General features: G+C 53.3%; 16 protein-coding genes. 9 read left to right on the plus strand and 7 right to left on the minus strand.

Going from position 1 to position 18,854, the window contains the following annotated elements; all coding sequences use genetic code 11:
- Positions 1-20: 20 nt before the first annotated feature.
- Complete coding sequence (locus tag HF324_RS22820) at positions 21-986, minus strand: CobW family GTP-binding protein (RefSeq protein WP_168860902.1); 966 nt, start codon at positions 984-986, stop codon at positions 21-23.
- Positions 973-1,809: a prolipoprotein diacylglyceryl transferase gene (gene lgt / locus HF324_RS22825; protein ID WP_220101223.1), complete on the minus strand. Its 837-nt coding sequence runs from the start codon at positions 1,807-1,809 to the stop codon at positions 973-975. The genes HF324_RS22820 and lgt overlap by 14 nt, the downstream gene beginning before the upstream one ends.
- Positions 1,810-1,901: 92 nt before the next feature.
- Here lgt and HF324_RS22830 point away from each other — a divergent pair, with 92 nt between their 5' ends.
- Entirely contained in the window at positions 1,902-3,329 is a 1,428-nt protein-coding gene (locus HF324_RS22830; RefSeq protein ID WP_168804697.1) for an alkaline phosphatase, read from the plus strand.
- A gap of 122 nt (positions 3,330-3,451) precedes the next feature.
- Positions 3,452-4,249 (plus strand): MBL fold metallo-hydrolase, encoded by a 798-nt coding sequence (locus HF324_RS22835; protein WP_168804698.1) that lies wholly within the window; start codon positions 3,452-3,454, stop codon positions 4,247-4,249.
- On the opposite strand, the gene HF324_RS22840 is transcribed toward HF324_RS22835, so the two are convergent.
- Positions 4,209-4,784, minus strand: coding sequence for a hypothetical protein (locus tag HF324_RS22840; protein WP_168804699.1), 576 nt, complete (start codon positions 4,782-4,784; stop codon positions 4,209-4,211). The two genes, HF324_RS22835 and HF324_RS22840, sit on opposite strands and share 41 nt — an antisense overlap.
- A gap of 79 nt (positions 4,785-4,863) precedes the next feature.
- On the opposite strand from HF324_RS22840, the gene HF324_RS22845 reads away from it, so the two are divergent.
- Positions 4,864-5,319, plus strand: a complete 456-nt coding sequence (locus HF324_RS22845) for a PA2169 family four-helix-bundle protein (protein ID WP_168804700.1) — start codon at positions 4,864-4,866, stop codon at positions 5,317-5,319.
- 91 nt (positions 5,320-5,410) lie between these two features.
- Entirely contained in the window at positions 5,411-7,729 is a 2,319-nt protein-coding gene (locus tag HF324_RS22850; protein WP_168804701.1) for a patatin-like phospholipase family protein, read from the plus strand.
- A 9-nt stretch (positions 7,730-7,738) separates the two neighbouring features.
- Here HF324_RS22850 and HF324_RS22855 read toward each other — a convergent pair whose 3' ends face one another.
- The gene (locus HF324_RS22855; protein WP_168860903.1) at positions 7,739-8,635 is read right to left on the minus strand and encodes a DUF4349 domain-containing protein; all 897 of its coding nucleotides are present in this window, start codon (positions 8,633-8,635) and stop codon (positions 7,739-7,741) included.
- A gap of 108 nt (positions 8,636-8,743) precedes the next feature.
- On the opposite strand from HF324_RS22855, the gene HF324_RS22860 reads away from it, so the two are divergent.
- Complete coding sequence (locus HF324_RS22860; protein WP_168804703.1) at positions 8,744-9,502, plus strand: hypothetical protein; 759 nt, start codon at positions 8,744-8,746, stop codon at positions 9,500-9,502.
- Here the strand turns inward: HF324_RS22860 and HF324_RS22865 are convergent.
- Positions 9,499-10,473, minus strand: a complete 975-nt coding sequence (locus HF324_RS22865; RefSeq protein ID WP_168860904.1) for a helix-turn-helix transcriptional regulator — start codon at positions 10,471-10,473, stop codon at positions 9,499-9,501. The genes HF324_RS22860 and HF324_RS22865 overlap by 4 nt on opposite strands.
- A 157-nt stretch (positions 10,474-10,630) precedes the next feature.
- Here HF324_RS22865 and HF324_RS22870 point away from each other — a divergent pair, with 157 nt between their 5' ends.
- Positions 10,631-11,443, plus strand: a complete 813-nt coding sequence (locus HF324_RS22870) for a lysophospholipid acyltransferase family protein (protein WP_168860905.1) — start codon at positions 10,631-10,633, stop codon at positions 11,441-11,443.
- 185 nt (positions 11,444-11,628) lie between these two features.
- On the opposite strand, the gene HF324_RS22875 is transcribed toward HF324_RS22870, so the two are convergent.
- Together HF324_RS22875 and HF324_RS22880 are read right to left on the minus strand one after the other, a co-directional pair.
- Complete coding sequence (locus tag HF324_RS22875; protein ID WP_168804706.1) at positions 11,629-12,099, minus strand: cold-shock protein; 471 nt, start codon at positions 12,097-12,099, stop codon at positions 11,629-11,631.
- Positions 12,100-12,376: 277 nt separating this feature from the next.
- A complete protein-coding gene (locus HF324_RS22880; protein WP_168860906.1) occupies positions 12,377-13,222 on the minus strand; it encodes a hypothetical protein in 846 nt (281 codons plus the stop codon).
- Positions 13,223-13,337: 115 nt separating this feature from the next.
- On the opposite strand from HF324_RS22880, the gene HF324_RS22885 reads away from it, so the two are divergent.
- From HF324_RS22885 to HF324_RS22895, 3 genes are all read left to right on the plus strand, one after another.
- A complete protein-coding gene (locus tag HF324_RS22885; RefSeq protein WP_168804708.1) occupies positions 13,338-13,928 on the plus strand; it encodes an RNA polymerase sigma factor in 591 nt (196 codons plus the stop codon).
- Between the two features lie 91 nt (positions 13,929-14,019).
- Positions 14,020-15,222, plus strand: a complete 1,203-nt coding sequence (locus HF324_RS22890) for a FecR domain-containing protein (protein WP_168860907.1) — start codon at positions 14,020-14,022, stop codon at positions 15,220-15,222.
- 276 nt (positions 15,223-15,498) lie between these two features.
- The gene (locus HF324_RS22895) at positions 15,499-18,846 is read left to right on the plus strand and encodes a TonB-dependent receptor (protein ID WP_168804710.1); all 3,348 of its coding nucleotides are present in this window, start codon (positions 15,499-15,501) and stop codon (positions 18,844-18,846) included.
- Positions 18,847-18,854 lie beyond the last annotated feature (8 nt).

Genomic DNA, 18,854 nt, shown 5'->3' on the forward strand with positions numbered 1-18,854 from the left:
CCGGCATACCGCCGCCCCGCTCACTTCAGTGCAGGCCGGAGGATACGCTCTATGGTAGCGCTTTTCAGGTCTTTACCGATAAATACCAGTGTGGATGACGGCAGCGTATCGCCCCAGGGGCCTGCCGGTACAATACTGAGGTAGTTGCCGGTAGACTGTACGAGATATTTTTCGGGCTGATCTTTCACCGCTACATATCCTTTGATGCGGTATAACTGGTCGGTATACACGTTAAAATTCATTTCGAGCACAAAGGCCAGCATCTGCAGGTCAAACGGCCGGGGCGATTCAAACAGCACGGTGTTGATCTTATGCGGTGTTTTTTCCGCCGGCACAACGCACGCAGCACCGTCCGCTGACGGGCCCATAGCCGGCGCCGGGACCCGGCGTTCCTGCGACTGCATGTCGGCCAGGGTCACCTGGCCGTCGGCAGTAGCCGTGATGTATGCCAGGGGATTGATATTCTCCAGCAATGCCTGCAACCGCAGTTGTTCCGGCAAAGGAAGGTCTTTGGTTTTGTTCAGCACGATCACATCGGCGCAGGAGAGCTGCTTACCCACTTCCGTCACCTGTTCGAGGCGCGTTTCCACATTCTCCGCATCTGCCACGCAGACGGTAGACACCAGCCGGAAACGGGCTTTCACGTCCGGGATGCTGAACATGCCGATGATGTTACCGGTGTCCGCGATGCCCGTCGTTTCTATAAACACCTGGTCGGGCTGCTCTTCCAGTCTCAGAATGCCTCCCAGCACCTCCAGCAATTCATTGTCGAGCGAGCAACAAATACAGCCGCTGGTCAGTTCATAGATATTTTCAATCTGCGCCGCCACCAGCGATGCATCGATGTTCACTTTACCGAATTCGTTTTCGATAACGATGTTGCGCAGGTCGCGGCTCTGTTGCAACAGCCCGTTGAGCAGCGTGGTTTTGCCAGCACCAAGGAAGCCGGTGAGCAGATATACGTTGATCGGATTATTTTTTCGCATGACTTTCGTTGTAAAATCCCATAAAATAAATGCCGGCCGCTATCAGCGGTAAACTCAGCAGCTGTCCCATATTGAGCAGGTAACCGTTTTCAAAAATCTCCTGGTTCTCTTTCAGGAATTCGATCAGGAAACGGGCGCCAAACACCAGTATCAACAGGAGGCCGAAGATAAATCCCGGTTTTTGTATCCCTTTGTTTTTTTTATACAGGAAGATGAGCAGGCCGAAGATGAACAGGTAACAGAGCGCTTCATAGAGCTGCGCCGGGTGGCGGGGCAACAGGTCATCCTGCACAAATATCACCGCCCACGGCAGGTGAGACGGTTTACCGATAATTTCCGCATTAAAGAAGTTCCCTGTCCGCACAAAAGCGCCTGCCAGCGGAATAACGATGGCCAGCCTGTCCAGCAGCCATACCAGCGGTACGTTGTAGCGGCGGGCAAACAGCGCTGCCGCCGTCAATATGCCGATGGCGCCGCCGTGACTGGCCAGTCCCTGGTAGCCGGTCCACCTGAAGTAACCGCTCTCCCACCGGAACGGCAATACTATTTCCGCCAGGTGGTAGCGGAAATAATCCCATTCATAAAACAGGCAGTGCCCCAGCCGGGCGCCCACAATAGTGCCCACTACCACATATACCAGCAGGCGGTCAGGCAGCGCCCTGTTTTTTCCTTCCCGGTCAAACACATACCGCATCACCATATAACTCGCTATGAAGGCGGCCATGAACGCCACACTATAGTAGCGCAATGCAAAACCACCGATGTGGAATATTTCGGGTGACGGGTCCCAGGCCAGGTATAACATCGTACTATTTTGCAACATAGTTGCAAATATAGTAAGTTTACACAAACTTAATTTGCAACTACGTTGCATTTATTTCCAGGCGATTACTTTTGTGCACCACAAAACGATATATGAAAAGGAGAGATTTTTTCAGGAACACCGCCATCGGCACCTTGGGAACAGCGCTGGCAGGGCCTCTAAGCGCCATAGGGCAGCCGGCGAAACAACGCGGCAACGGTAACCTGGACGCCTATGGCGACAGCACCGGCCATGCACGCAACATTATCTTTATGGTCAGCGACGGCATGAGCAACGGCACGCTCACCATGGCCAGCCTGTTGCGGCAGCGCAAGGAGGGGCGGCAGAGCCACTGGCTGCAGCTGTATGAAAGCGGTAAAGCCGCCAGGGCGCTCATGAGCACTGCCTCTGCCAGTTCGCTTATCACCGACTCCGCGGCCGGCAGCTCCGCCTGGGGCGGCGGCGTGCGCGTACCTAACGGCAGCCTGAACGTAGGCGCGGACGGCACCCACTATACGCCCATCCTGCAGAAATTCAGGAAAGCAGGCAAAGCTACCGGTTGTGTCACCACCGTACCCATTACGCACGCCACACCGGCAGGTTTTTGTATCAACAACAGTCACCGTGGCGACATGGCCGAAATTGCCCAACAGTACCTGCCTTTGCGGTTCGACGTTATGCTGGGCGGCGGCCGGGAACACTTCCTCCCCGGCACACGAAAAGACAAACAGGACCTGCTGCAGCAATATAAAACCAACGGTTACACGGTGGCAGAAAACCGCGATAGCCTCCTGCAGTTGCCCGCTTTCCCCGCCGCTCCGGTCATCGGCGCATTTTGTGAGAACGGCCTTCCCTATGCGCTGGACCGGGAGCAGGACGCCACCCTCCGGCAACAGCTGCCTACGCTCGCTGAGATGACTGCCCAGGCTATCCGACGCCTCGCCCTTCATCCCAAAGGGTTTATGCTACAGGTGGAAGGCGGTAAAGTCGACTGGGCGGCCCATGCCAACGATGCCGCCGCACTGCTCTACGATCAGCTGGCCTTTGACGATGCTATTAAAGTAGCGCTGGATTTCGCGGAAGCTGACAAAAACACCCTCGTCATCATCACCACCGATCATGGCAATGCCAATCCGGGCCTTTATTACAGCGACAAAGCCAACGACCGTTTCGATACACTGCAGCATGTACGCCATACCAATGACTGGATACTGAACGGCATTCAGCGCGACACGTCTCCCGCTGCGCTGATAGCCCGCATAGAATATGCACAGGGCATCGTGATTACGCCCGCACAAGCCAGTTCACTGCTGGCACACTATACCCGCCTGGATGGAGATGGACTGTACAATCCCCGTAAGCTGCCGTTTAAAGAACTGGCCGCCATACAAAGCGCCCACACCGCCATCGGCTGGGGAGGCATGGACCATACCGCCGATTACGTGGAACTGGCCATGACCGGTCCGGGAAGCGCACAGCTGCCATCGTTCATAAAAAACGCAGACCTGCACCGGTTCATGTTGCAGACAGCCAACCTATGATCATTTAGTTATTTGGTTATTTGGATATTGGGTATTGGGTTATTTGGTTATTTATGTACTCAGCACCTCAATATCCAAATAACTAAATATCCAAATAACCAAATATTTCTATCTTTGGCGGCATGTCACTTTTTATTACGTCATTGAACTCGGGGAGTAACGGGAACTGTTATTATATCGGTAACAGTCAGGAAGCAGTGTTGATTGATGCAGGTATCTCCTGCCGGGAAACGGAAAAGCGGATGGCACGCCTCGGGCTGTCGATGACGAAAGTGAAAGCTGTTTTCATTTCCCACGAACATTCAGACCATATCAGGGGGGTAACGGTATTAGCCAAAAAACATCAGTTACCGGTGTATATCACCCAGAGCACACTGGCCGGCGGCAACCTCGCCCTGCAAAGGGTCATGCCGTTTTTGGCCTATCAGCCGGTACAGGTAGGCGGCCTTACTGTCACCGCCTTTCCCAAGCACCATGATGCCGTAGAGCCGCATAGTTTCATGGTATCCGGCAACCAGGTCAACATCGGCATCTTTACGGATATCGGCGCTCCCTGCGAGCATGTGCTCAGTCATTTCCGGCAATGCCACGCCGCCTTTCTTGAAGCCAATTACGATGAACAGATGCTGGAGCAGGGCCGTTATCCCTACTACCTCAAGAACCGTATCCGCGGCGGCAAAGGGCACCTGTCCAACCGGCAGGCGCTGGAGATTTTCACGCAGTACCGCCCTTCATTCATGACACACCTCCTGCTCTCCCACCTGTCGCAGGACAACAACAATCCTCACCTGGTACAGCAACTGTTTGACCAGCACGCCAACGGCACGCAGATCATCGTCGCTTCCCGCCACGCGGAAACAGCCGTGTTCCGGATAGAAGCTACCAGCTTTGCGGAAAATGCTGCAACAGCCCCGCTATAATGTACACCAGGGGCAGCGCCGCCAGGTAAACATATTTCCAGGCCGCCCGTTTTTTACCCCGTGACAGTCCTACCAGGACCACCACATCTCCTATCAGCAACAGCAGCAATACCGGGCTGAAAAAAAATGACATGAACAGTAGCTCATCCCAGTAGTCCCAGATGTTGAGCGGATGATAGGTCCGTTTCCAGAGGCGCGGGGTAAGCCTGTGCTCCGACAGGTAAGCCTTAAAAGCCGCTTCGTTGTTAAAACGCTGTACCGCGCAACGACCTTCATCGATCACGTAAAACGTGCCGTCTCCTTCCCCGATAATGTGATTTTTGTAGAAATACCAGGTTTTCAACCCCAGGGAGCTGTTGGCCGAATCACAGCCTTCCCCGTAGAAAAAAGCTATCGCGGGAGCGGTCCCGTCATATTCCATTTTATGGCCGCCGGGCGTGGGTTCATTCCAGGCTGACAAGCCTCCGGCATAGGTGGCAGTACTTAACAGCAGACTGCCGAGGCATAACAACAACAGATGTAAACAGTTTCTCATCTTTCTTAAAATAGCGTCGAAGATACACAAATCTGCTGGCATACTTATAGCGGATGGTGGGGTATAAAACCTTGCAGCTATGAACACAAACACAGCCACCGTAGAAACACTCAACGATCTCATCGGGATCAACAATGACCGTATTTCCGGGTATGAAAAAGCGCTGAAGGACATCAAAGGCAAAGACGCCGACCTGCAGGAGCTTTTCACGCATATGATCGATGAAAGCCGTACCATGCGCAATGCATTGGGCAAAGAAGTACAGGGACTGGGCGGCGAGATGGAAACAGGCAAGACCACCGGCGGAAAGTTATACCACGCATGGATGGAGCTGAAGAGCGTCTTCACCGGTCATGACCGTCATGCGATCCTTTCCGACTGTGAGACGGAGGAAGATGCCGCCATGCGCGCCTACACGCAGGCATTACAGGAAGACCACCTGCCGGCTTATCTGCGTGAAATGCTCACACAGCAGCGGTCTACCCTAAAAACGGAACATGACAGGATAAAAAAGATGCGTGACGCACAGGCGTAAGCACATTCTGCGATATTAATCCTTTTGACGCCAATACATTAGCAGCGGGATTCTTTATCTTAGTAGCAGCATATCCCAAATTGAAGCCGTTATGTTACTACTACTGAAAAACCTGCTCCGGCTGGCTGCGCACCTGCTTAAAGCCATCTGGCTGTTCTTTCCCGGGATTATCTTCCTCCTGCTGATCATTTTCATCTGCTGGTCGCTGGACCAGGGCAAAGACGTGATTGTTGCCTATACGGAAAACACCTATCGTGAACGGATCGTATTTTTCCTGGCCATCGGGTTCTGGGTATATGTAAGCTGGTATTCTTCCAGGATCATCGCTTACATCAAACGCACCCGGCTGATAGCCGATGTAAAGGACGAAGCACAGATCTCTGACGCAGCGGCCACAAGGGCCTACAACGACCATAACGACCGTTTTCCTGTCAGCCAGCCTTTTCTCGACGAATTTCCAAGGGTATTGGGGCATTGCTGCTTCCTGTTGCTGGAACTGGCCATGTTGCAATCACCGGTATTATTCCATCCGTTGAGCAGCACCGTGAGCTGGATCATCTTTGTTGCGGTGCTTACGCTGCTGTATTTTCTCAACAGGCCGCTCAACCGGCTATCTATGCAACCGGCTTTCCGGAAGGTGTTTATGGTGCTGCTGATCTCCTGGCTGGCCACGGTAATTGCCACCAGTTTCATACCCCGCATCAGCATTCTGTTGCTGCTGGCGCTGCTGGTGCTGTTACACGCCCTGTTCCTGCTGTATACCCACCTGCGGCGGGTAGAACTGGATATCTCCGCCCGCAAAAGCCTGCTGCTCACGCATACGCCGCTGGACAGTATCATGAGCTACTTTTTTATCCCGCGCACGGAAAAGAGTTTTTTCCGCTGGTTTATTATCATCGGTTGCGCAGCGCTTATCACCTATGTGGCCGCTATCTATAGTCTCGGTTTTGCGAGGCGGCTGGGACCATTCCCCTTTCTGTTGCTTGCATTCGGCATGTTGTTGTTATTTGGCAACATTGTCACCGCCTTGTCTGTCCGCTACCGCATCAGTTTCCATGTGCTTTTTATCGTCACCGCGCTGATTTTCGGGTTGAAGGAAACGCATTACGTGAAACTGACCACCGCCAAAAACGGAAATCATTATGAAGCCAGGCCGTCGCTGGACACTTACCTGCGGGCATGGCTGCGTACCCGTCCCATTATGGCCGACAGCACCTACGAGGTGTATTTTGTGATGGCCAACGGCGGCGCTTCCCGGTCAGCCTACTGGACCGCCGCCGTGCTGGGTGAAATAGAAGACGCCAGTATCCGCCAGCGTCCGGACGACCGTTTCTCGCGACACGTTTTTTGCCTCTCGGGCACTTCCGGCGGCGGTGTGGGCGTGGCCACCTTCTTTTCCATGCTGAGAGACAGGACGCATGAGCAGCCGCTGTATGCTAAATCAGCCATGACCTATCTGAAACAGGACTATTTCAGCTACACTTTCGCTCGGATGCTGGGACCGGATTTTTTCCGGTACATTATCCGCACCTCCCGGGCGGCTGACCGCGCCGCAGCGCTGGAGGAGTCTTTTGAGCGCAGCGCCGACGTAGCCGGTGATTCCCTGTACCGGGTACCCTTCGACGCCACGATGTCGTCCTTTCCCGCTATGCAGGCAGACACGGTGTTTCTGCCGGTATTATGCATCAACACCACCCGTATGCAGGACGGCAATCCCGGCGTTGTCACCAACCTCCGGCTCGATGCAGACATCTTCAACAACCGTGTGGACGTACTCAGTTTATTACGGCATGACTCCGATATTACCATCACCTCCGGCGCTATACTGGGCGCACGGTTCCCCTACCTGAGCCCCGCCGGCAGGATACAGGACCAGTACTTCGTGGATGGCGGCTATTTCGATAATTCCGGCGCCGGCGTTATCCAGGAAATCATCCGCGGCATTATCAACATAGGGGAAGACGACCGCCACCTGCATGGAGACAGCAGCCTGCTATACCAGCAGATCAGCCGTCTGCACTTTAAGGTGCTGCACATTACCAACAGCCCCGTTATTCCCGGCCAGGCATCTTTCCGTTCCGTGGCGCCGGTCAAAAACGATCTGTTTGCACCGATACTGACCATCGCCGGCGCTTATGGGATGCAGACTACGGTCAACGATATACGGCTTTCACATTATGTCAGCGATATCAATGACTACTATTATAAGAAAGCATCCTATGTGCAGATACCTTTGTACAAAGACAGCCTGGAATGGCAACAGGACCCATTAAGAAAAAGGTTCCCCAAAGGAGAACCTTCCTATACCATGAACTGGTTTATGTCGGATACGACTATACGAAGAATTAACATACGGCTGGCGGGCAACACTGCGCTCAGCGAATTTATCAGCAGTATGCAAAACAGGTAGTACGGAATCCTATTTTACGGAGATTTTACGATAACGCCGGTATCCCCACCAGCCCAGTACCGCCATGATCATCAGCGGCCATATGTTCACAAAAAACAGGAGCAGATCACGCAGCATATTGGCGCCACCGGTAACAGCAGTGCGCAGCTCCGCCCCAAAGCCGGCGCGGGACACGTAATGCGGATTAACGATGGTTTCCACGCTGGCGGCCTGCGACTGGAACAGTTCCACGGTGAAGGTGGCATAAGCCACATCATCAAGGAGCTTCAGGTTGGACATGCTCCGGTCAATTTTTGTTTCCGCCTGCTGATCTTCATATTTCGCTACGTCCAGCGTAGTGGTGTTTTTGTTGGTTGCAATGGTCGCTGCGGAATGACCTGTCTTTTTATTCTTCAGTGCATTGGACAGGTACGCGAGGGTGTAATCCTGATCAGTTAATGCACGGTGATCGATAAATACCGCCATAGCAGTCAGGGTGCTTACTACGGAGTCGAGACTGGCCACCGGTACGCGCAGCGTGAGATTGGCCGTAGGCGTATATAACTGCATGCGCCGCAGCGAGTCGCTCGTGTAAGGAAGCTCGTACTGTTTGGCGTACTCGTTCTTCAGGGTACTTTCCACTACGATACCCTGCACCGAAGACACTACCTGTTCCATGCGGGTGGAAGCCCGGAACACGTCTGTTACACGGCAACGAACATCTGCTGTGCGCACCCGTTTACGGGAGGCGGAAGTGAGCTGGGACATGTCCGTGGAAAAACTGGTAGAATCTGCCGTAGCCACATAATCACCGGCATTTTTTTCAGCTGCCGGAGCGGCATTTTCATCATAATACGCTGATTTGTTATTGCTACAGGCAGCAAGAGCGAAAACGGGAATAACTAAATAACGGATCGGGATACGCATAAGGGTGATTTTTCCGTTTATACCTATGGCCCGGAAAAGGTAACCTTTCAGAAATGTTAAAAAAATCACAACCGGGAAAAAACAGAGAAATAAAGTTATCTTTCATTGATGAAAAAAAGTCTTAACCTTATCGCTATCAGTTTAAGCCTGCTGATGCTGAGCGCCTGCAGCGAAGAGCGGGACTATGGGCCTTTTACGGTCATCACCAGCAAGCAGCGGTACAACACCCGGGACACGGATAATAAAAACACGCTTTACAACTACCGTATCCGCTATAAGGGACGCAACATCTCTCCTGCTGATGTCACCAACCGGTCCAACGAATCGGGTTATTACCTCAGCGTGCAACCGTTGGACAGCCTGCCAGGCAAGCTGTTGGTACACATTGCACAGACCTTTAATTTCCCGGTATACCTGATAGAAGAACAACAGGGGAAACCGCGTTACTGGTTTCTTTACAACAACGGCAACCAGCAGCCTTACCAATTGTTGCAGGACAAATATCTGGTGCATGAAAAAGAATTTTCCCCGGAGGAAGGATATTTTCAAAGCACTATTTTCGACCTGTCGGCAGGTAAACAATACCCCTACCGGATGCCGGTAACTTCCGTGGCTTATGATATGTCGCCCGACAAGCGCGCCGTTGCGGCCATCAGTGGTTTCTTTGGCAAAGACACCTGCCTGATCAATACGATTTCCCTATCCGACAACAGTATTACGAGCCAGGCGGTTCCTGCCGCCCTGCAACAGTTATTGCGCGAAAAGCTCAATGACCGTATGACGGCCACTGAGCGCAAAGCTTTTTTTGACCGGTATTTCCGCTGGGAACTGCAACAGGGTAAATACCGCGCTGTGCTTAAGCGTTAGTCCATCCGCGAAGGGCTTACCCCAAAATGTTTACTGAACTCCTTGCTGAAATGCTGCACTGTTGTATAACCCGTTTCATAAGCTACTGCTGTTACGGACAGTTCTTTTTTTCTCAGCAACTGCCGCGCCATCTCCAAACGGTGCTCTCTCAGATAACCAAACACACTGTTGTTAAACACTTTCCTGAAACCCGCTTTCAGTTTAAACTCATTGAGGCCGGTCAGCCGCGCCAGCTGTCCCAGTGACGGCGGATGATGAATATCTGCCAGCAGGCATTCTCGCGCAGCGTATATTTTTCGTATATCCGTTTCAGATAGTTTAATCGTTTTTCGTGCAGGGCGTTCCGGCTGGTCCTGTTGTTCGAAACGGAGCAACAGCAGTTCCAGCGCTTTGGTTTGCAGGTACAGGTCTTTCATTCTGCCCTGGAAGCGGCAGGTGTGAATATCATGGATGGCGGCCTGCATCTGCCTGGTTACCGGCAGGTTTTCCAGTTGTTGCCAGTCTTTTCCCGCCACCATATTGTTGGCTGCCTGGTAGAGCGAAGGACCGGCATCTTCCGCCAGTTGCAGGAACCGTTCCGGCGTGAACCCTACGAGCAACAACTGCAGGTCCTGCTGCTGGTAAAACACACTTGTCTGCGGGTTATAGGGATTACGGAAGAAGTTATGCTGTCCTTCCGCGAAACGGTGTGTAAGTCCGCTGTCGTGGCCTTTGGCGGTGATCTTTCCCTGCTGCACGAACACCATTCCCGGGATCGGCGCATCCATCCCGCTGACAACGTGGATATCCTGATGTACGTTGATCTTACATTGTGCCACATGTATGCCTTCATAATAATGTTGCCGCAGGCTGATGTCCCAGAAAGGTGTTTGCGCCTTCCTGTCTGTGGTCAGCATGAGGTCTTCCATCTGCATACTTTTCTCGTCCACATATATCACATCGCCGTTGTTGTTTCTGAATGTGTTTGCCATAAAAAATCCGTTTAGCGTAAAAGTCAATCCGTTTACCGCAACATTATACTTCGTCATTGCTGTCTCTTTGCATGATGCATCGGTCGGAGTACCGACACTTCAGCGGGGAGTTACCCTGTCTGCAGGTGATGCTTTAACTTTTTTTTAACCAATGCGTATGAAGTCCAACCCTCATCCCGCGGGTTTTGCGTGGATCATTTACTTTCTGTTATACAGGGTGATGCGTTACCGCTATACGGAGGTGATACAGAATTTGTCGCGTTCATTTCCGGAGAAGTCCTACGGGGAGATCCGGCGGACGGCGATTGATTTTTACCGGCATTTCAGCCGGTTGTTTGCCGAGATGCCGCTGATGATGACGATGCCGCGCCGTCATATCGGGCGGCGGCTGACATTGCATAATGCGTCTTTAATTGAGGACTACCAGGCGCAGGGCCGGCCGGTGATCGTGATGCTGGGGCATTACGGCAACTGGGAATGTTTATCGATGTTGCCGGCCTTGTTGCGCTGCCCGGTATACGGCGTATTCAAGCCGCTGAGCAATCGTTTTTTTGACCGGCTGATGAAGCGGATACGCTCCCGTTTCGGGCTGCAGTTGCTGACGATGGAAGAGGCGCCCCGGTACCTGCTACAGCGGAGACTACCGCCGGGGGCTTATGTTTTTGTGGCGGACCAGTCGCCCTCTCAGGGCAAACATGTGGTGGACTTCCTGCACCAGCCTACGCCGGTGATCACCGGTACGGAGCGGCTGGCCAAAGCGGTGGACGCCGCGGTGGTGTATGCTGTTATCCGCAGGCAGGAGGGATATTGCTGGGAGATGTCTTTTTCGCTGATCACCGATCAGCCGGCCACCGAAGCACCATTTGAAATTACCCGCATCTTTAACGCCCGCCTGGAGCAGGACATCTGCCAGTCACCCGCCTACTGGCTGTGGACGCACCGGCGCTGGAAAAAAAACCTACGGTCATGAATACACTGTTTTTAATGCTTTCCTGTCTGGCTGTGGCCGGACTGGCCTTTTTGCTGGCGCTGGCAGCCCTGTTATACCTGATGATGATACAGCACCAGGAAGAGCTGCAATGAAAAAGCTGCTGATGTCCGGCGGGGGCAATACCTCCGCTGGAACTCAGCAGCTTTTAATTATAATAGACAGACTTATTTCGATAGTTTCACCCGGACAGCATTAGGACCTTTGTGTCCCATCTCCACCTCAAAAGTGACCCTGGAATTTTCCCGTACCCGGTCCAGCAGGCCATTCACGTGCACAAAGATGCTTTCCTGTGTTTTCTGGTCTTTAATGAAGCCGTAGCCTTTGGATTCGTTGAAGAAGGTGACCACCCCGTTCCGGATCAGGCTGGCAGGTTCTTCGTCCTGCTGACGCGCCACACCGATCTGAATGTCTTCCAGGTTAACTTCTTTCTTTCTGTTGGGGTCCGGAGGCGTGGAGGTAATATTACCATCCTCATCGATGTAGGCCATCATTTCTTCCAAACTCTTTCCTTTTTTACTGTTCGCCTGCCTTTCTTCTCTTTTCTCCTGTTTTTCTCTTTGTTTTTGCTGTTTTCTTTTTTCGACTTCTTTTTTACTGAGATTTTCCTTTTTACCGGAGTTTTCTGATTTATTCATAATTTTTTATTTGCCGGCAGATGGTCCCTGTTCAGTTTTTTTTAGGGTCCCATTACCGTCCCCCGAAGATACAAAAAAAACATATACCGCACCTTATCCCAAAGACGCTGTCAGCATAGATTTCACGGTGGCCGGCAAATCCCCGAAACGCATAAAATATAATCATATATATCTTCGGTCCCGAAGGCCGGCCAGGTGTTGTTTTTCCTGTTGGCGTCCGGGTGTTTTTCCGGCCGGCGTTTTTGGGAAACGGGCAACGGATGGCGGAAGTAAATGGTCACATTCCTGCGAGGATGCTCTCAAATACTACCAGTGGTTTACCACAGCCCGGGCAGCTGGCGGTACCAAACAGGTAAGGCCAATACTGCTTCAGATTGGGCATGTCCAACTGCGACAGGAAATGGTATCCCCAGGCGTAACTGTTGGCCTCCGTAATGGTAGTACCGTCCCAGGCGGGCGTTTTGTCCGGATGGGGCGTAATGGGCAACGCTTCCTGCTCTTTGTGAAACACCGGATCTTCCTGGAAAAGCAACAGCCGGTCTCCTTTGGGCCAAACAAATGTATCTGTGCCGCAGGCTTCACAATGTGCGATGTACTCCTCCCCGCCGCTATACTGTATAAACACACGGGCGAAGGCATGCTGTCCGTGCGCTACGGCCGTCGCCGCTAAAAAGTAGGTTTTGTCGTCTTCCTCAGCGCCGGCCCGGGCCTGAGGCAACAGGGCCGCACACAGTGCAGGTAGTTGCTGTAAGGCCAGCAGGTAGGCATTATAGATGCCGTGTACCTGCTCCGGGGTGAGATCGGTATTATCTTCATATTCTGCCGGGATGGTATCCGGCAGCGGCGGGTTATAGTCTTCCGAAATCAGAACGGCCAGGCTGCAGAGGATATCGAGCTGCATCTCCGCGTCTGTACTGTTGACCACCACCTCCAGCAGGTGCGGAATGGCAGCGAACGTATTTTCGTACAGCGTATTCTGATGATAAATTCTTTCCCAGATAATATCATCCAGCAGTTCTTTGGAATAAGCTGCTTTTAATCCGGCAATAGCTTCCGGCAGGCTTTCGTCTATACCATAAGGGCCGTTCAGGAATTGCCAGGCCCTGTCATCGAGTGTTAACATGGGGGCAAGATACACATCTCCCTAAAAAAGAAAAACAGCATGGTGCTCCGTTTTGTAAATACAGGACGTTGTATTATTTTCATACCACGCTCCTGTTAAATCAACAAGACCACTATTGGACCACGATAATGAAAAACAATGGCTGCTCGCCGTTGCCAGCGGCGATGAACGCAGCTTCCGGCAGCTGGTACAGACGTACTGGCCGCAGGTGTATGGCACCGCGTTACGCCTTACCCGCTCTCCCGAACAGGCCAAAGACCTCTCACAGGATATCTTTTTGAAATTGTGGAACAACCGCCGGAAACTTTCCGAGGTAGACAATGCAGGCACCTTTATTTATGTATGTGCACGCAACCTGATCATGGACTTCCTTTCCAAAAAAGTGCTGCGCACCGACAACCTGGACACGCTGACGGGCCATCTGCAGGCCGACCCGCTCCCCGATGCGCAGGCCCGCATGGAATACCGGGAACTGGAGAGCCTCCTCAGCAAAGCCATCGAACATCTCCCCGCCAAAGTGAAGGAAGTGTTTATCCTGCACCGCTTTCAGGGGTTAAGCCACCCGCAGATCGCGCAGCAGCTGAATATCTCGGTAGTCAGCTCCCAAACCTACATCGTCAGGGCCTTGCGCAGCATCCGCGATTACCTGGAGCGCCATCCGGAGCGGACTTTTACTTTACTGGTACTGCTGACCGCCTTTTTTTAAAATATTTTTTCATTTTACTGTCTTACCCTGTTCCTGTTTGCCGTCCTTTATCATACAAGGGGAAAACAGATGACCTTAAACCAGCATCCGCATGTCTGACACATCATTTGAAGCACTGTTCAGAGGATATATGAACGGTACGCTCAATGCGTCCGAAATCCACCGTTTCCGCCGGCTGGCGATGGAACGGGACAATAAGGCCGTGCTTTCCCGCCTGCTGGAAGAAGCTTTCAGTAACCCGGCCTACGCCGAAGCCGCCGATTACGATCCGGCGGAGATGGCCGACGAAATACTGCTGAAAGCGCGGCAACAGGACGCCCAGCTGTCTATGCTGCCGCCGGCGCGTAAACCGCCCGTTTTCCGGCCCTGGTTCAAATACGCCGCAGCCGCAGCCATCTTCGGCCTCCTGCTGGCCGGCACCTGGAAGTTCGCCTCCCGGCGCCAACACCCCGCCGTCCCCCTGGCCACCCGCCAGCCCGTTACGCCAGGGACAGCACAACCCGTACTGATACTGGGCGACGGCTCGCGCCTGGCGCTCGACAGCGTGGGCAACGGCACCATCGCTCAACAAGGCAACACCCGCATCGTGAAGCTGGCCAATGGACAAGTAGCCTACCAGTTGACCGGCAACAACAACGGCAACATGCTATACAATACCATGCAAACGCCCCATGGCTGCATGTACCAGCTGACCCTGCCCGACGGCTCACGGGTATGGCTCAACGCCGCCTCCTCCATCCGCTATCCTGCCGCCTTTGCAGCCGACCGCCGGCAGGTGGAAGTGACCGGCGAGGCTTTCTTCGATATTGTTAAAGATGACCGTAAACCATTTACCGTCACCGTGCAACAGCTGGACATCCAGGTGCTCGGCACCGCTTTCAACGTGATGGCCTACCCGGATGAAACCACCATCCGCACCACCCTGCTGCAAGGCGCCATCAACGTCAGCAGCGGCGACGCCAGACACCTGCTGCACCCTGGCGAACAAGCCACCATGGCGGGCGCCGGCGGCCCCTTCAGCATCAGCAAACCCAACCTGGAGGAAATTCTCAGCTGGAAAAACGGCGAGTTCTACTTCAAGGACACCCATATCCAAACCATCATGCGCGAAGTGGCCCGCTGGTACAATGTAGAGGTCAGCTATGAAGGCGACATGGAGGATATCACCCTCTCCGGCATCGTGTCGCGGAATGAACCCGTTGCACAGCTGCTTAAAGCCCTGGAAATGACAAAAATGGTACGGTTCCGGATGAACGGGAACAGGATTGTAGTTTCACCAGGGACCCGGGGCTAGCTCCAGGGGCAACACAGAGACAATAGCCAGCAGTATAACCGCTAACGAATATTCAATTATTAACAGAAACCAAAATCAAACGTTTTAACACAAACCAGCATTAAACCTAAGTAGTAAAGACAACGCAAACACCAACATTTTCCGCTGAAATATTTTTAAACCGGGACGATGGTCCCGGGCCGAGAAAATTGCCGGGGGCCCCCGGTGCGGGACAGTATTGGGAGGAATGTCCACGTTTTATGATTGCTTCATGTATAAAATCCACGAGAAAAAGATATGAAATTCCTTGCCACGCGCATTCCCACAGCTGTAAAAAAACAGCCGGCCAGGCCGTTGTGGGCTATACTGACCATCGCCCTGTTGCTGGCCGGTACTACCGGCTTCGCACAGAAAGTAACGGTTTCCCTGAAAAACGTGCCTTTGGAGAAAGTGTTTTCCACGCTGAAACAACAGACCGGCTATTCCTTCATCTGGCGCGGAGAACCGTCCGCCTCGTACAAAAGCGTATCGCTCGAATGTAAAGACGCCTCGCTGGAACAGGTGCTGAAACCTTTCCTCGACGGGCTTTCCCTTACCTATCAGATCACCGACAGGATCGTGGTGGTGACACGTAAAGAAAGCAGTCCCCCGCCAGACAACCTGGCGCAAGCCGCCCGCCTGCCGGTATCCGGAAAGATCACGGACGATAAGGGCCTGCCGCTGCCCGGTGTCAGTGTCCGGGTAAAGGGCACCACTACGGGCGTCACTACGGATGCACAGGGAAATTACGCTTTATCTGTACCGGGGCACAACAGCGTGCTGCTCTGCACTTCCGTAGGTTTTGAACCGAAAGAGGTCCTGGTCAACGGGCAACAAACACTGTATATTGTACTGCAACAGAAAAGCAATTCCCTGAACGACCTCGTCGTGGTGGGCTACGGCACCCAGCAGAAAAAGAACCTGACATCGTCCGTTTCCTCCATCAAAGGCAGCGAGCTGGCCGGCGTGGCCGTGACCAACCTCGACGCCGCGCTGCAGGGAAAAGCCCCCGGCGTACAGGTAGTACAGAACTCCGGCGCCCCCGGCGATGAAACATATATCCGTATCCGTGGCAACGGTTCCCTCTTCGGGGAAAACCGCCCCCTCTACGTGATAGACGGCGTGCCCATGAGCAACCTGCCCGCCGCACAATACGGTGTTTCCGGCGACGGGCAACGGATCACCGCCACCAATAATATCAACCCCAACGATATACAGTCGGTGGAGATCCTGAAAGACGCCGCCGCTACCGCCATCTACGGCTCCAGGGGGGCCAACGGCGTCATCCTCATTACCACTAAAAGAGGCGCTGAAGGGAAATCCCGCTTCAACTTCAGCATGTACACCGGCGTTTCTGACGTGCCCAAACGACTGCCGCTGCTCAACGGCGACCAGTTCGTGGACCTGTTCAACGAATCCCGCGCCAACGCCGGGCTTCCGCCGGACCCTGCCATCGTGAAAACAGGCAGGAACACCAACTGGCAGGATGCTGTTTTCCGCTCCGCACCGGTATCCAGCTACAACCTCTCCATCTCCGGCGGCACGCCACGCACCTCCCATTACGTATCTGCCGGCTACCTCGATCAAACCGGCACCATTGTGGGCGTGCAACATTTCAAACGGTTCAACGGCCGCGTGAACTTCGACTTCATGGCTACCGACAAAATAAAGATCGGCGTAAACCTCACCGGCGTACACTCCATCAACAACCGCATGGACAACAGCTTCTCCGGGCAGTCTGTGCTGGCGCTGGCGCTGATTGAGAACCCCAATGACCCGATTTACAATCCCAACGGCACTTTTTACACAGACCCTAACCGGCGCTGGACCAACCCGGTGATGATTGCCCATTCCCTCCGGTTCCAGTCTGTCGTAGACAGCTATATCGGTAACCTGTATGGCGAATACACGATTATACCGGGCCTGAAGTTCAGGACCAGCTTTGGCTTCGACAATCAACACGTTACAGACGACCGGTACCAGTCGAAACTGGTCAACAACCAGTCGCCCGCCACCGGTTTTGTGTCTGTGTTCTCACAGTTCCTCTGGGTGAATGAAAATACGCTCTCCTACACGCCTGCCCTTCGCGGCAAACACAAGCTCACGATGTTGCTGGGACAGAGCGCGCAGGAAGCCAACGTGCGCCGCATCAGCGTTTCCGGTAATACCAATTCCACCGATATCATTCAGGCCGTTACCGGTTTCACCAACCTGTTCTCTCCGCTGGACTACCGCTCACAATGGGGACTGGTGAGCTATTTCGGCCGGGCGAGCTATAATTATGACGACCGTTATCTGCTGGAAGGGGTATTGCGTACCGACGGGTCTTCCCGCTTTGGCGCCAACAAAAAATACGGCTTCTTTCCTTCTATCTCCGCAGCCTGGCGTATTATCAATGAGCCGTTCATGAAAAGCCAGCGTTTCTTCAATGACCTGAAACTGCGTGGCAGTATAGGCGTTACCGGTAATAACGAAGGCCTGGGCAGCGACTTTCCTTCCCTCGCCACTTACTCCACCGGCTACAACTACGGCGCCGCAGCCGGTATTGCCCCCACTTCCCTCTCCAACCGCGACCTCAGCTGGGAAGCCACCACTGCCACAAACCTCGCGCTGGACATGGCTTTCCTCGACAACCGCATCAACGTTACCGTGGAAGCCTACCGCAAAATCACCAACCGCCTGATATTTAAGCTGGAACTTCCCTATACCTCAGGATTTAACCGTACCAACGGCGCCAACATCGGACAACTCATGAATAAAGGGCTGGAGATAGGCATCAACACAGAAAATATCCGGGGCAAATTCACCTGGAACACCAACTTCAACCTCTATTTCAACCGCAATAAAATTACCAGTCTGCCTGAAACCGTGGCCGGCGACCCTTCCAGCTCCGACTTCACCGAAAGTCTGCCCGGCTCCTTCTATACCAGTCAGCCTACCAGTATTTTCCGTGTAGGCGAGCCCGTTGGCTCTTTCTTCGGATACCGCAACAAAGGCGTGGACCCTGCCACCGGCAATATGATCTACGACGACATCAACAAAGACGGCAGGATCACCGCGGCCGACCGCGTGATCCTTGGCAATGCGCTGCCCGATTTTACCGGCGGCCTGACCAACTCCTTCAGCTACAAAGGCGTAGACCTCAGCTTCTTTTTTTACTGGTCTTATGGCAACAAAGTATATAACCAGACCCGCAGCATGCTGGAACGCATGAGCAACTATAATAACGGCGACGCCAAAACGCTGAACCGCTGGACGCCCACCAACACGCAAACCGATGTACCAAAGGCCATCTTCAACGATCCGGTGACACCGGGCAGCCTTACCAACGGCGAGGTGTCCCAGCGTTTTGTGGAAGACGGTTCTTTCATCCGTATGAAGAACATCACCGTAGGTTACACATTCCCTTCCGCCCTGTTGAAACGAATCCGTTTCAGCAGCGCCCGCGTGTATGTCAGCGGCCAGAACCTGTTCCTCATCACCAACTATTCGGGGTATGATCCCGAATCGCAGAACCAGTCTGTCAAAAACTCCCAGCTTGGCATCGACTGGGCCGTACAGCCGCAGCCACGCACATTCATGGCCGGATTAAACCTGAATTTTTAAAGCAGCAG

The sequence above is a fragment of the Chitinophaga oryzae genome, assembly GCF_012516375.2.
GTDB classification, from domain to species: domain Bacteria; phylum Bacteroidota; class Bacteroidia; order Chitinophagales; family Chitinophagaceae; genus Chitinophaga; species Chitinophaga oryzae.

What these genes read in the sequence shown, in the direction of transcription:
- HF324_RS22820 (WP_168860902.1), bottom strand. Translation starts at nt 986, where the DNA reads ATGCGAAAAAATAATCCGATCAACGTATATCTGCTCACCGGCTTCCTT.
- lgt (WP_220101223.1), bottom strand. Translation starts at nt 1,809, where the DNA reads ATGTTGCAAAATAGTACGATGTTATACCTGGCCTGGGACCCGTCACCC.
- HF324_RS22830 (WP_168804697.1), top strand. Translation starts at nt 1,902, where the DNA reads ATGAAAAGGAGAGATTTTTTCAGGAACACCGCCATCGGCACCTTGGGA.
- HF324_RS22835 (WP_168804698.1), top strand. Translation starts at nt 3,452, where the DNA reads ATGTCACTTTTTATTACGTCATTGAACTCGGGGAGTAACGGGAACTGT.
- HF324_RS22840 (WP_168804699.1), bottom strand. Translation starts at nt 4,784, where the DNA reads ATGAGAAACTGTTTACATCTGTTGTTGTTATGCCTCGGCAGTCTGCTG.
- HF324_RS22845 (WP_168804700.1), top strand. Translation starts at nt 4,864, where the DNA reads ATGAACACAAACACAGCCACCGTAGAAACACTCAACGATCTCATCGGG.
- HF324_RS22850 (WP_168804701.1), top strand. Translation starts at nt 5,411, where the DNA reads ATGTTACTACTACTGAAAAACCTGCTCCGGCTGGCTGCGCACCTGCTT.
- HF324_RS22855 (WP_168860903.1), bottom strand. Translation starts at nt 8,635, where the DNA reads ATGCGTATCCCGATCCGTTATTTAGTTATTCCCGTTTTCGCTCTTGCT.
- HF324_RS22860 (WP_168804703.1), top strand. Translation starts at nt 8,744, where the DNA reads ATGAAAAAAAGTCTTAACCTTATCGCTATCAGTTTAAGCCTGCTGATG.
- HF324_RS22865 (WP_168860904.1), bottom strand. Translation starts at nt 10,473, where the DNA reads ATGGCAAACACATTCAGAAACAACAACGGCGATGTGATATATGTGGAC.
- HF324_RS22870 (WP_168860905.1), top strand. Translation starts at nt 10,631, where the DNA reads ATGAAGTCCAACCCTCATCCCGCGGGTTTTGCGTGGATCATTTACTTT.
- HF324_RS22875 (WP_168804706.1), bottom strand. Translation starts at nt 12,099, where the DNA reads ATGAATAAATCAGAAAACTCCGGTAAAAAGGAAAATCTCAGTAAAAAA.
- HF324_RS22880 (WP_168860906.1), bottom strand. Translation starts at nt 13,222, where the DNA reads ATGTTAACACTCGATGACAGGGCCTGGCAATTCCTGAACGGCCCTTAT.
- HF324_RS22890 (WP_168860907.1), top strand. Translation starts at nt 14,020, where the DNA reads ATGTCTGACACATCATTTGAAGCACTGTTCAGAGGATATATGAACGGT.
- HF324_RS22895 (WP_168804710.1), top strand. Translation starts at nt 15,499, where the DNA reads ATGAAATTCCTTGCCACGCGCATTCCCACAGCTGTAAAAAAACAGCCG.